At 57.5% G+C, this 11,622-nt stretch carries 12 protein-coding genes and 1 tRNA gene; 2 read left to right on the top strand and 11 right to left on the bottom strand.

Annotation, left to right across the window (positions count from 1 at the left end; translation table 11 throughout):
• The first annotated feature begins 45 nt into the window (after positions 1 to 45).
• A tRNA-Gln gene (locus tag DW082_RS06505) sits at positions 46 to 116 on the top strand.
• Positions 117 to 852: 736 nt separating this feature from the next.
• Here DW082_RS06505 and DW082_RS06500 read toward each other — a convergent pair.
• The gene (locus DW082_RS06500; RefSeq protein WP_118457899.1) at positions 853 to 1,065 is read right to left on the bottom strand and encodes a hypothetical protein; all 213 of its coding nucleotides are present in this window, start codon (positions 1,063 to 1,065) and stop codon (positions 853 to 855) included.
• A 115-nt stretch (positions 1,066 to 1,180) separates the two neighbouring features.
• On the opposite strand from DW082_RS06500, the gene DW082_RS06495 reads away from it, so the two are divergent.
• Positions 1,181 to 1,708, top strand: coding sequence for a hypothetical protein (locus DW082_RS06495; RefSeq protein WP_118457898.1), 528 nt, complete (start codon positions 1,181 to 1,183; stop codon positions 1,706 to 1,708).
• 82 nt (positions 1,709 to 1,790) lie between these two features.
• On the opposite strand, the gene DW082_RS06490 is transcribed toward DW082_RS06495, so the two are convergent.
• The 10 genes from DW082_RS06490 to DW082_RS06445 all read right to left on the bottom strand — a co-directional run bounded on the left by DW082_RS06490 (position 1,791) and on the right by DW082_RS06445 (position 11,621).
• Positions 1,791 to 3,506 (bottom strand): acyl-CoA dehydrogenase family protein, encoded by a 1,716-nt coding sequence (locus tag DW082_RS06490; protein WP_101573493.1) that lies wholly within the window; start codon positions 3,504 to 3,506, stop codon positions 1,791 to 1,793.
• Between the two features lie 29 nt (positions 3,507 to 3,535).
• Positions 3,536 to 4,555 carry an electron transfer flavoprotein subunit alpha/FixB family protein gene (locus DW082_RS06485; protein ID WP_055203162.1) on the bottom strand — a complete coding sequence of 340 codons (1,020 nt, stop codon included), beginning with the start codon at positions 4,553 to 4,555 and terminating at the stop codon, positions 3,536 to 3,538.
• Between the two features lie 31 nt (positions 4,556 to 4,586).
• Complete coding sequence (locus DW082_RS06480) at positions 4,587 to 5,465, bottom strand: electron transfer flavoprotein subunit beta/FixA family protein (RefSeq protein ID WP_055203164.1); 879 nt, start codon at positions 5,463 to 5,465, stop codon at positions 4,587 to 4,589.
• Positions 5,466 to 5,635: 170 nt separating this feature from the next.
• Positions 5,636 to 6,832, bottom strand: coding sequence for an aspartate aminotransferase family protein (locus tag DW082_RS06475; RefSeq protein WP_118457896.1), 1,197 nt, complete (start codon positions 6,830 to 6,832; stop codon positions 5,636 to 5,638).
• Between the two features lie 128 nt (positions 6,833 to 6,960).
• Entirely contained in the window at positions 6,961 to 7,284 is a 324-nt protein-coding gene (locus DW082_RS06470) for a hypothetical protein (RefSeq protein ID WP_118457894.1), read from the bottom strand.
• A 257-nt stretch (positions 7,285 to 7,541) separates the two neighbouring features.
• Positions 7,542 to 7,856: a MazG nucleotide pyrophosphohydrolase domain-containing protein gene (locus tag DW082_RS06465; RefSeq protein ID WP_055203169.1), complete on the bottom strand. Its 315-nt coding sequence runs from the start codon at positions 7,854 to 7,856 to the stop codon at positions 7,542 to 7,544.
• A 17-nt stretch (positions 7,857 to 7,873) separates the two neighbouring features.
• Complete coding sequence (gene dtd, locus DW082_RS06460; RefSeq protein WP_055203171.1) at positions 7,874 to 8,326, bottom strand: D-aminoacyl-tRNA deacylase; 453 nt, start codon at positions 8,324 to 8,326, stop codon at positions 7,874 to 7,876.
• An 88-nt stretch (positions 8,327 to 8,414) separates the two neighbouring features.
• Positions 8,415 to 9,548, bottom strand: coding sequence for a 2-iminoacetate synthase ThiH (thiH, locus tag DW082_RS06455; RefSeq protein ID WP_101573482.1), 1,134 nt, complete (start codon positions 9,546 to 9,548; stop codon positions 8,415 to 8,417).
• Complete coding sequence (locus DW082_RS06450) at positions 9,545 to 10,333, bottom strand: thiazole synthase (RefSeq protein ID WP_055203174.1); 789 nt, start codon at positions 10,331 to 10,333, stop codon at positions 9,545 to 9,547. The genes thiH and DW082_RS06450 overlap by 4 nt, the downstream gene beginning before the upstream one ends.
• Positions 10,334 to 10,382: 49 nt before the next feature.
• On the bottom strand, positions 10,383 to 11,621 hold the full coding sequence (locus DW082_RS06445) for a thiamine phosphate synthase (RefSeq protein ID WP_118457892.1): 1,239 nt from the start codon (positions 11,619 to 11,621) through the stop codon (positions 10,383 to 10,385).
• Position 11,622 lies beyond the last annotated feature (1 nt).

Genomic DNA, 11,622 nt, shown 5'->3' with positions numbered 1-11,622 from the left:
TTCTTGCACTATATTTGTCGCTCGAATCCGGTTCTGAAATAAGTTTGACCCATGGTGTAATGGTAACACAGCAGATTTTGGTTCTGTCGTTCCAGGTTCGAATCCTGGTGGGTCAACAAGACTATGTCGTAAACGCTTAACTTTTAATGAGTTGAGCGTTTGTTTTTTTAACGGGTACAACATAGGTAAAACATTGCTTTTTTGCGTCTTTTTAAAGATATTTATATGTATATCAACCGAATATGTTTATAAATATATAGAATTAGTTTCATAACTTCTGCCTACTATTTTATGCAAACCATGTGTCCCGTCGTACTCCGGTACCGACTGGCCGCAAGGTCAACTTCGGGCGTCCGCCCCGCGACAGGTTATCCCGTTTCTGTTTTTATTTGCCGTTTCGTATACTCGGGAATTAAAATTTTGTATCTTTGCTCTTGCGAATCATATATTTATTAATTGTTACTATGGTGCTCGATAAAGCAACCAATTTAAAAAGGTATGCGCAGAGCTGTTGGGGTTTAGCGACCCGCGAATGGCACTTTATTGAGCCTGTAACAAGGGGATATATGGTTCGCAACTGCGCATTTTTTATTTTATGCGAACCATGTATCCCGTCCGTACTCCGGTACCGACTAGCCGCAAGGCCAACTCCGGGTATCCGCCCCGTGACAGGTTATCCCGTTTCCATTTTTATCTGTTGATCTGACAAATTCCTGTCGGTCAAAACTTTATTCGCTTTGCCGCAGTCCGTGCGCGGCAAGGCCGGGACTTTTATTCCCTAAACTTTTAAAATTGATAAAAATGGAAACGATACCGAATTTTTTACAGAAACAGGATTTTTTGCAGGAAAATTTATTCCGGGATGCGGACGAACAATCCGCCGAACAAGCGGTCGGACAACCTGCGGTCGCTGCGAGTTACGATCCCGGCGAGCTCGGCCGGATCGTCCGGACGATCCGGCAGGCGGTCGATCCCGAACGGGTCGTTCTGTTCGGCTCGCTGGCCGGTGCGATGCCGTTCAGCGAAATGGCGGCTTACGACCTGCTGGTCGTTACCCCGATGCATCCCACGATGGAATGGCTCGACCTGCACGGTTACCTCAAATTTAAATATCCTACCAGGAGTCGGGCGATCTCTTTCATCAACCTACCTGTATTCGGCAGCCGAGGCCGTCGGCAAAATGAAATGGTTTTACCGCATGGCGTTGTCCGAAGGGAAGGTGCTGTACAGCCGGGAAACGGTCGTCCGGAATCCCTGCAATTACGAGAAATTTTATTTCGCGGCGCTCGACCGTTACGAGTTGTTTTCGGGGCAGGCCGGGGGATTCCTTGCGGCCGCCGGGCGGAGCCTTGCAGCCGGAGATTTCCGGCAGACGGCGTTCCTGACCGCCTGCGCTGCCGAAATGCTGCTGCATGCGCTCTACGGCGTTTATTACGCCGCAGATACCGACCTGCACACGCTGACGACGCTGCTGCTGCGTATGCGGACGATCTCGCCCGAGTTGTACCTGCTGCTCGATCCCGAACAGACCTCCAACAGCCGGATGCTGAGCCGGCTGGACGTATACCGCAGGGATGCGCTTTTCCTGTTCCGGTGCGGCCCGTGCCGGGCCGAGATCGGCGGATACGTCGAACGGACGCAGAAAATGAAGGAACTGATCGAACGGCTGTGTAAAGCGCGTCTCGCGCTTTACAATGAACGCCGCTGACCGTGAAGTTTGAATAGAAGCGGGGCCTCTGGGAAATCTTCACGATTCCCGGAGGCCCCGCCCGTTAAACGGGATATGGAAATCAGAGCTCCTCTTCCTTGACGGCGGAGATCAGATCCAGATCGGCCAGCGTCGAACTTTCGATGTAGCGTGCCGCCGCGCTGTTCTGAGCCTCTGCGTATTTCACGTAGAGTTCCGCGGAGTTGCGGTAGTCTTCCACTTCGCCGGCCTGGCGCATCAGCAGGTAGCTGATGATGATGTGCGCGGCCATCTCCACCATGCGGCGGGCATGGAAGTCGATAAACTCGTTGTTCTCGGCCGAAACGACCTTCTGGACGCTCTGTTCGTACTCTTCGCGCAGGGCGACCAGCTTTTCGTGCAGGTGTTTCTGTTCGTAGGTCTGGGCCTCGTATTCCTTGATCTGGGCGAGGTAGGTGCCCGTGGTGACGTGGCGGATCGCCGCAACGACCTGCAACTGCGAAGTGCCCTCGTAAATGTTCGTGATACGCGCGTCGCGGTAAATGCGCTCGATCGGGTAGTCTTTCATGTAGCCCGAGCCGCCGAAAATCTGGATCGCATCGTAGGCTAGCGAGTTGCAGTATTCGCTGCTCATCAGCTTCAGCATCGGCGTGAAGGCGTCCGCAAGCCGGGTGTAGGCTTTCATCTCGGCGCGTTCTTCCGGCGTGAGCTTGCGGTCGTGGCTGATGTGGGTGAGGTCTTTGTAGATCTCTACGAAACGGGTCGTCTCGTACAGCATCGCGCGCGATCCCTGCAGTTTGGCCTTCATGTTCGCCAGCAGTTCGCGGATTGCCGGAAATTCGATGATCGCCTTGCCGAACTGCTGACGTTCGCGGGCGTATTTCAACGCTTCGCGGTAAGCGGCTTCCGACAGGCCGGTCGATTGCGCGCCGATGCCCAGACGGGCTGCGTTCATCAGCGACATCACGTATTTGATCAGCCCCATCTTCCGGTCGCCGACCAGTTCGGCCGGGGCGTTCGTGAAGACCAGCTCGCAGGTCGGCGAACCTTTGATACCGAGTTTATTCTCGATGCGGCGCACCTTTACGGCCATGTGGTTGCGGTCGTAAACGAACATCGACAGTCCGCGCGCGTCGGCCGTTCCCTCTTCCGAACGGGCCAGCACCAGCGAGATGTGTCCGTCGCCGTTGGTGATGAACCGTTTCACGCCGTTCAGCAACCAAGTCCCTTTCGCTTCGTCCCAGTGGGCCTTTAGCATTACGGCCTGCAGGTCGCTGCCGGCGTCGGGCTCGGTCAGATCCATCGCGCAGGTTTCGCCCCGCGATACGCGCGGCAGGTATTTCGCTTTGATCTCTTCCGAAGCAAACTCGTTCAGCGTTTCGGCGCAGTCCTGCAAACCCCAGATGTTTTCGAATCCGGCGTCGGCGCGGGCTACCATTTCGTTCGCCATCACGAAGTAGATCAGCGGAAAGTTCAGTCCTTCGTACTTGCGCGGCAGCGTCAGGCCGAACAGACCGGCTTTGTTCAGCGCCTCGATGTTCCGGGCCGTTCCCGGGGCATAGACCACATGGTCGTCCACCACCTTCGGGCCTTCGTGGTCGACGCCTTCGGCGTTCGGGGCGATCACGTCGCCGCAGACCTCGCCGATGATCTCCATCACGCGGCGGTAGCTGTCCTGCGCGTCCTCGAAATCGGTCGGCGCATAATCGTATAAATCCTTGTCGGCATAGCCTTTCTCCTTGAGTTCCACGATCCGCTTCATCAACGGATGGTTCATGTGGTACTGGAGGTCTTTATTGTCTAAAAAGAAATTAGCCATCGTTTATTGTGAATTAGGCACGTCGTGCGTTATTTCGAGTTCTGTTTGTAGTATTTGATCATTTTCGGGATCACTTCCGTCACGTCGCCCGTGATCGCGTAATCCGCGATTTTGTTGATCGGCGCGTCCGGATCGGTATTGATCGAGATGATCATCGACGATTGATCCATACCGGCCGTATGCTGGATCTGGCCCGAGATACCGCAGGCGATGTACAGTTTCGGACGCACCGTAACGCCGGTTTGTCCGACCTGCCGGCCGTGTTCGGCCATTCCCGCGTCGACCGCCGCGCGCGAAGCGCCTACCTCGGCGCCCAGCACGTCGGCCAGTTCGAACAGCAGGTCGAAATTCTCTTTCGATCCCATGCCGTAACCGCCGGCTACGATCACCGGAGCGCCCTTGATATTGATCTTGCGCTCTTCGATCTGCCGGTCGATGATCCGTACGACGAAATCCGCGTCGTTCACGTATTTCTTCGGATCGACTTTTTTAACGATGCCTTTACCCGGCGTTTTGGCCTTTTCTTTCTTCATCACGCCTTCGCGGACGGTGGCCATCTGCGGACGATGATCCGGATTGATGATCGTCGCGATGATGTTGCCGCCGAATGCAGGACGGATCTGGTAAAGCAGGTCTTTATACTCTTTGCCGCTTTTCACGTCGGTGTGCGAGCCGATTTCGAGGCTCGTGCAGTCGGCCGTCAGACCGCTGTGCAGCGTCGACGATACGCGCGGGCCGAGGTCGCGTCCGACCGGCGTGGCGCCGAACAGCGCGATCTGCGGTTGCTCTTCCTTGAAAATCCCGCAGACGACCGCGGCATGCGGCAGCGTGCGGTACGGGGCGAGGCATTCGCAGTCGGCAACGTGCACCCTGTCGGCGCCGTATTCGGCCAGTTCTTTTTCAATTCCGGCGAGGTTGTGTCCCAGCGCCAGCGCTTCGAGTTCGCACCCGAGCGTGTCGGCCAGCACGCGGCCTTTGGTCAGTAGTTCCAGCGACACGTCGGCCACCTTGCCGTCCTCGATTTCGCAATATACAAATATGTTGTTCATCAATATGCGTTTTATCAGTTTACGATTCGGGTTATCCTAAGGTATGACTGGCGATCAGTTCCTGCATCAGGGAGTCGATGTCCTGGTCGGAAGCGGTCAGCTTCTTGGCTTCCTTGGCGGCGAACACCACGTTCTCGATCTTTTTAACCTTGGTCGGAGAGCCGGAGAGGCCTAGTTGCCGGTCGTCGGCATCGACGTCGGCTACGTTCCATTCGGTAATATTCAGGTACGGGCGCTGTGCGCGCAGGTCGGCGTAGCAGCCCACTTCGTCCTGCTGGCATTCGCTCGGCGTAATCGCATATTTGTATTTCATCACCAGTTTGGCGTGGCGCGGACGGCATTCGGCGGCCGAGCCGTTGACCGTCATTACCAGCGGCATACGGCAGGCTACCGTTTCGACGCCGTGTTCGAGCCGGCGACGGATCACCAGTTCGTCGCCTTCTACGCCGACGATCTCTTCGGCGTAGGTTACCTGCGGCAGGTTCATCTTCTCGGCGACCTGCGGGCCTACCTGGGCGGTGTCGCCGTCGATGGCCTGGCGGCCGGCGATGATGATGTCCGGGTTCATTTTGGCTGCGGCGCGGGACAGAGCGTAGGAAGTGGCCAGCGTGTCCGATCCGGCGAATTTGCGGTCGGTCAGCAGTACGCCGCCGTCGGCTCCGCGGAACATGCCTTCGCGGATAATTTCCGCCGCCCGTCCGGGGCCCATCGTCAGGATGTCGACGCGGCTGCCGGGAAACATGTCCTTCAGGACGAGGGCCTGTTCGAGCGCGTTGAGGTCTTCCGGGTTGAAAATGGCCGGCAAGGCTGCGCGATTCACCGTTCCGTCGGCTTTCATGGCGTCTTTGCCGACGTTGCGGGTGTCGGGAACCTGTTTGGCCAGAACAACTATTTTCAACGTTTTTTTCATTGTTGAGTTTGTTTATTTAGTGATTAGTTTTGCTCGGAAAAATCAGTCATAACCTTGCAAAATTAAGACTTTTTTGCGAATATCAAACCATTCGGTTTTAAACCGCCGGAGAGCGTTCGCCGCCCGTTTGCAACGGATATCCCGGCTTCGGCACGGAGCGTCGGGAAAGGCTATTCGGCAGCTCCGTTCAGCACTTCCAGCAGAATCTCGCAGGATTCGCGGATCTCCGCGTCGGTGATTGTCAGCGGCGGGGCGATCCGCATTGCCGTGTCGTGAAACAGGAACCATTCGGTCATCAGCCCCCGGTCGATCGACCGCAGCACGATCCGCGCGGTCAGTTCGCTGTCGCCGAATTCGACGCCCAGCAGCAGACCCGTCCGCCGGATTTCGCGGACGAGCGGATGCCCGGCGAGCAGGCTTTCGTACAACGCTCCTTTTGCGTCGGCCTGCTCCGTCAGTCGTTCGGACAGGATGTATTCCAGGGCGGCGAGTCCGGCGGCGCAGCAAACCGGGTGTCCGCCGAACGTGGTGATGTGGCCCAGTACCGGGTTGGTTTTCAGCACCGACATGATTCGATTCGACGCGATGAACGCGCCCAGCGGCATGCCGCCGCCGAAAGCTTTCGCCGTGCACAAGATGTCCGGGACGATGCCGTACTGCTGGAAAAAGTAGAGGGTGCCGGTACGTCCGAGTCCGGTCTGGATTTCGTCGTAGATTAGTAGCGTTCCGGTCTGGTCGCACCGGTCGCGCAGCGCCTGCAGGTAGTCCCGGTCGGCCGGGAAAATACCGCCTTCGCCCTGTACCGGTTCGATGATGACGCAGGCCGTGCGCGGAGTGACGTATCGCAGGTCTGCGGGTTCGTTGAACCGGATTTGCCGGGTGTCCGGCAGCAGCGGGCGGTATGCGTTGCGGTACTCCTCTCCGCCCATCACGCTGAGCGAGCCGTGCGTACTGCCATGGTAAGCGTTCTTGTAATAGATGATTTCTGTTCGTCCGGTATAGCGTTTGGCCAGTTTCAACGCCCCTTCGACCGCTTCGCTGCCCGAATTGACGAAATAAACCGTGTCGAGCGGATCGGGCAGCAGCGATGCGATGCGCTGTGCGTAGCGTACCTGAGGCGATTCGACCGCTTCGCCGTAGACCATCAGGTGCAGGTAGTCCTGCGCCTGCGAGCAGATCGCGTCGATTACCTGCCGGTTGCCGTGCCCTACGGCGCTGACCGAGACGCCGGAGATCAGGTCGATCCACCGTTTCCCGTCTCGCCCGTACAGGTAGATTCCTTCGGCGCGCTCCACTTCGAGCATCATCGGGTTATCGGATGTCTGTCCGACGTGTTCGAGGAACAGTTGTCTGAGATTTGTCGTCATGTCCGCATGATTTTACCGGCAAAGATACGAAAATCATCGGCCCGCCGGTTCGCTCCGGGGCAATCAGTCCGGCGGGATGCGTTTCCGGACGTTTTTGTTGAAAAAGCGCCAGATGTTGAATTTGGAACTTACTTCGACCGCGTCCAACACCTCATCGGACTGCATTCGAGCGTACATTCGGATTCGCCGGCCAATTCTTTTGTATAGACCGCGAAAGCGGGCCGAGCTCCGACATAACTTGCCGGAATCGTATCGCCGATGTGCAATTTGCTATGGGGAATATTGAACGCGCCGTCCTGATCGGCGATCCCGCACACCCTGCCGTTGAGATAAATGTAGGCATAGCTGAGTTTCTCTTCTCCTGAAACGGCTTGAACCTGAAAGTTCTGTGCTTGCAGCGCGACCGTCCAGCCCAGTGCGACGAGCGATAGTATAAAGGCTTTCGTAATCAATATTTTCCAATGGGGATGCACTTTTCAAAGTTAAGAAAATATTGTTTTTAATACGAAGACTGTTCGTTTTTTGAAAATAGGGTGTGTATTGTTGAAATGTGATTGTTTGTCGCGGGGCTTGCCGGCCGGTGTACGGATGATGCTGTTTGGCCGGATATGCGGCGGATGTTGTCAGTCATTTAATAAAAGACTGTCGGAAAAACGGGCGGTTTCAAAATTGAGAAAGGAAGTTTCGCGCCGTTGCGTAACCGACGGATTTATTTTTTCTTCGGAGAGGACAGGTGGCTCTGCTGGTTGCTTTTACGTTCGAGGGCGTTGATCAGCGATACGGTCAGGTCGACGCCCGTCTGGTTGGCGACGTTCACCAACGCCCACAGGATATCGCCGATCTCGTCCGAAACCTCGTACCGGAAATTCGGCTCATTGGCGTGATCGTTGAAACGGCGCACCATCACGCGGGTCAGTTTGCCGATCTCTTCGGTCAGCAGCGCCATGTTGGTCAGTTCGTTGTTGCGGACGTTGTTTTTCGCCGTCCAGGTTTCGATCAGTTCCTGAGCCTCTTTGATAGTCATAGTTTTCGCGTATTAACTTATTCCCGGTTTTTGGAGTCGATCCAGATGGTCACCGGACCGTCGTTGACCAGTTCCACCTGCATATCGGCGCCGAAGACTCCCGTTTCGATCCGGTGTCCCATCGCCCGTTCGACCGATTCGACGAACCGTTCGTACAGCGGGATCGCCGTTTCGGGACGCGCGGCCCGTATGTACGACGGCCGGTTTCCTTTTTTGGTCTGCGCATACAGCGTAAACTGGCTGACGATCAGTATGTCGGCCCCGGTTTCCTCTGCCGACCGGTTCATCACGCCGGATTCGTCGGCAAATATACGAAGTTTTGTCAATTTTCCGGTCAGCCACGCGATATCTTCGTCGTTGTCGGCCTCTTCGATGCCGACCAGGACGAGCAGCCCGTTGCCGATAGCGCAATGGGTTTGTTCCCCGATCGTTACCGAGGCGCGTCGTACTCGCTGGATCAGAATACGCATAATTTGTCGTTATTAAAAACAACCGGAAACAGGTAGGCCGGTTTGTCGAAGGCTCCCTGTTTCCGGCTGCGGTTTACGTTTTCGTGTTTTAAGCGGGAATATTGGCTTCCTGCATAAAGCCCGACCAGTCTTTCCATACCGGTTCGAACCCTTTGGCCCGGACCGCGTCGAACACTTCGGTCGGCGTGCGATCGTCGTTGATGGCCCACTGTTCGAGCTCCTGCGTCGGGTGCGCATAACCGCCCGGCGTGGTTTTCGAACCGGCGCTGATGACCGTCACGCCGAACGGCAGCACCGTGTCGCGGCAGGCGGCGCTTTCGCGCGTCGAAATCGACAGTTCGACGTCTTCGCTCAGCAACCGGTAGGCGCAGATCAGTTGCAGCAGGTTGCGTTCGGTGGTCGGGTGTTCGGGATTGAACCCGTCCTCGCCGAAATAAGGGCGCAGCCGCGGGAAGGCGATCGAATATTTTTGCCTCCAGTAGCGGTTTTCGAGGTAACGGACGTGCAATGCCGTGAAGAACGCTTCGGTGCGCCAGTCTTCGAGGCCGATCAGGTTGCCGACGCCGACCTTGTACACTCCGGCTTCGCACAACCGGTCGGGCGTTTCGAGCCGGTAGCGGTAGTCGGCTTTGCGGCCGCGCAGGTGGTAGACCGGATAGCGTTCGCGGTTGTAGGTCTCCTGATAGACGTAGACCGAGTGCAGGCCGTGGTCCATCAGCATCCGGTATTCGTCCGTTTCGAGCGGCTGCACTTCGAGCGAGATCTGCTGGAAATACTGTTTGACGATCTCCATCGAATCGGCCATGTATTGTACGCTCGACGAGCGCGGCGCTTCGCCCGTCACCAGCAAGATGTGTTCGAACGGATCTTTTTTGATGGCCTGGCATTCGGCGTGGATTTCGTCCGGCGTGAGGATCGCGCGGTGGATCTTGTTCGTGCAGTTGAAACCGCAGTAAACGCAGTGGTTCTGGCAAATATTCGCGAGGTAGAGCGGGATGTACAGTTGCATCGTGTTGCCGAAACGGCGGCGGGTGATGCGGTAGCTTTTGGCGGCCATTTCGTTCAGGTATTTGTCCGCCGCGGGGGAAACGAGCGCCGCGAAGTCGTCCATCGACGGGCGGTCGTGACTCAGGGCGCGTTCTACGTCGGCCTCGGTCGAGGCGTAGATCTTACGCCGCGTGGTTTCCCAGTCGTACTGGAGAATGATGTCGTAATAACTCATTGTTGCAGACCTTTAATGCCTTCCAAAAACGGGTTTAACGGGCTGGTGGCCGATGCGGCGGTCGTTTGCGGCGCGAGCTGCGCCTCGTATGCCATGCGTCCGGCTTCGACGGCCATTTTGAAAGCGACGGCCATTTGTACCGGGTCCTGCGCTACGGCGATTGCGGTGTTGACCAGTACGGCCGACGCGCCCATCTCCATCGCTTCGGCGGCGTGCGACGGAGCGCCGATTCCGGCGTCGACGACGACCGGGACGTTGCTCTGTTCGATGATGATTCTCAGCAGGTCGCGGGTTTTCAGTCCCCGGTTCGATCCGATCGGGGCGCCCAGAGGCATGACGCAGGCCGTGCCTACCTCTTCGAGCCGTTTGCACAGTACCGGGTCGGCGTTGATGTACGGCATCACGATGAAGCCGTCTTTTACGAGCTGTTCGGCCGCGGCCAGCGTTTCGATCGGGTCGGGCAGCAGGTAGCGAGGATCGGGATGGATTTCGAGTTTGATCCAGTTCGTCCCGAGCGCTTCGCGCGCCATCTGCGCGGCGAAAACCGCTTCTTTGGCATTGCGTACCCCCGATGTGTTCGGCAGCAGGTTGACTCCCGGCAGGTGCAGGTGACTGAGCATGTCGTCCTGCGGGTTTTCGAGTTCTACTCGTTTCAGCGCGACGGTTACCAGTTCGCTGCCGCTGGCGGCGGTGGCTTTGCCCATCAGTTCCGCGGATGAAAACTTCCCGGTTCCGACGAAGAGCCGCGAGTGAAACGTTTTGTTTCCGATAATTAAATTTTCCATTGTTTTATAATAACGTATTGTTTTGTTATCTGTCGGCCCGGCCTGCGGTTCATGCGTTCCGGATTGCGTTCAGAAAATTCGCGGTCGTCGTGGCGGGCGAGTCCGCGCGGGCGATCGCTCCGCTGAGGGCGATCCCGTCGACCCCCGTCCGCATGATCTGCGGTATATCCGGCAGTTCGATGCCGCCGATCGCCACGACCGGCAGGGGGATATTTTCCGTCCGCATACGTCCGAGGATCGTGCGGTAACCCTCCGTGCCGAGCACCGGCGACAGGTTTTTCTTGGTTGTCGTGAAACGGAAGGGTCCCAGTCCGACGTAGTCGGTTTCGCCGTCGTTGCGCGCTGCGATCTGTTCGAAGGTGTTGGCCGTCGAACCGATAACCGCTCCGTCGCCGATAATCCGCCTCGCTTCGATGGGCGGCATATCGGCTTGACCGAGGTGCACGCCGTCGGCGCCGATCGCGACCGCCAGTTGCGGCGCATCGTTGACGACGAGCACGGCCCGGCGTTTCCGGCACAGGGCGAGCATCTCTTTGCCCCGGCAGACGATAACCTCTGCGGAGGCGTCTTTCATCCGCAGTTGGATCCAGCGTCCGCCCGCGTCGAGGAATTGCGCGGCGACGGAGAGGTCGCCGTCCGAGATCAGTTGTAGCGTTCCTCCGGCCGCTTTCCATTTGCGGTTTAGGATATGGTAATTTTTCAGGGTGCGTTCGGTATTGACAGCCTTTTCGTCCGCGCTCCATGCGGCCCCGAGTACGGCGGCCCCGTCGAATCCGATCCGCCTTACCCGTGCGATGTTCGCCGGACGGATCCCGCCGAGCGCGACGATCCTCCCTTTGCGGCGCCGTAACCGTTCGGCGGCTTCCGCCGGGTCAATCGCGCTGCGGTAGCCCGGCTTCGAGATCGAATCGAACAGCGGGCTCAGAAATACGTAGTCCGCGTCTGTCGCCGCGCGTTCCGCTTCCGTCCAGCCGTGCGCCGAACAGCTCCGCCGCAGCCCTTCGCCGGCTCCGGCAAGCAGTTCTTCGATGCGCAGGTGCACGCCTCCGAGCCCGTATTTGCGGGCCAGCGGTTCGTTGTAGTGAATCGTCAGCCGCGACATGTCCGCGCCGAGGGCCTGCAACGTTTTCAGCAACTCTTCGATTTCCGGTTCGGACGCCTCCGGCTTGCGGATATGGATGACGGAAACTCCTGCGCCGCACAGTGCGGCCAGCGTCTCCGCCTCGTTTTTCAGAATACGGGGCAGCGTGATCAGGATCGGGGATTCCGGGAAAATATCTGCAACCATT

The sequence above is a fragment of the Alistipes sp. AF48-12 genome, from assembly GCF_003477565.1.
GTDB classification, from domain to species: domain Bacteria; phylum Bacteroidota; class Bacteroidia; order Bacteroidales; family Rikenellaceae; genus Alistipes_A; species Alistipes_A hominis.
This window is presented reverse-complemented; position numbering and strand designations above follow the sequence as displayed.

What these genes read in the sequence shown, in the direction of transcription:
- DW082_RS06445 (WP_118457892.1), bottom strand. Translation starts at nt 11,621, where the DNA reads ATGGTTGCAGATATTTTCCCGGAATCCCCGATCCTGATCACGCTGCCC.
- DW082_RS06465 (WP_055203169.1), bottom strand. Translation starts at nt 7,856, where the DNA reads ATGACTATCAAAGAGGCTCAGGAACTGATCGAAACCTGGACGGCGAAA.
- DW082_RS06490 (WP_101573493.1), bottom strand. Translation starts at nt 3,506, where the DNA reads ATGGCTAATTTCTTTTTAGACAATAAAGACCTCCAGTACCACATGAAC.
- dtd (WP_055203171.1), bottom strand. Translation starts at nt 8,326, where the DNA reads ATGCGTATTCTGATCCAGCGAGTACGACGCGCCTCGGTAACGATCGGG.
- DW082_RS06475 (WP_118457896.1), bottom strand. Translation starts at nt 6,832, where the DNA reads ATGACGACAAATCTCAGACAACTGTTCCTCGAACACGTCGGACAGACA.
- DW082_RS06485 (WP_055203162.1), bottom strand. Translation starts at nt 4,555, where the DNA reads ATGAACAACATATTTGTATATTGCGAAATCGAGGACGGCAAGGTGGCC.
- DW082_RS06480 (WP_055203164.1), bottom strand. Translation starts at nt 5,465, where the DNA reads ATGAAAAAAACGTTGAAAATAGTTGTTCTGGCCAAACAGGTTCCCGAC.
- DW082_RS06500 (WP_118457899.1), bottom strand. Translation starts at nt 1,065, where the DNA reads ATGCATCGGGGTAACGACCAGCAGGTCGTAAGCCGCCATTTCGCTGAA.
- DW082_RS06495 (WP_118457898.1), top strand. Translation starts at nt 1,181, where the DNA reads ATGAAATGGTTTTACCGCATGGCGTTGTCCGAAGGGAAGGTGCTGTAC.
- thiH (WP_101573482.1), bottom strand. Translation starts at nt 9,548, where the DNA reads ATGAGTTATTACGACATCATTCTCCAGTACGACTGGGAAACCACGCGG.
- DW082_RS06450 (WP_055203174.1), bottom strand. Translation starts at nt 10,333, where the DNA reads ATGGAAAATTTAATTATCGGAAACAAAACGTTTCACTCGCGGCTCTTC.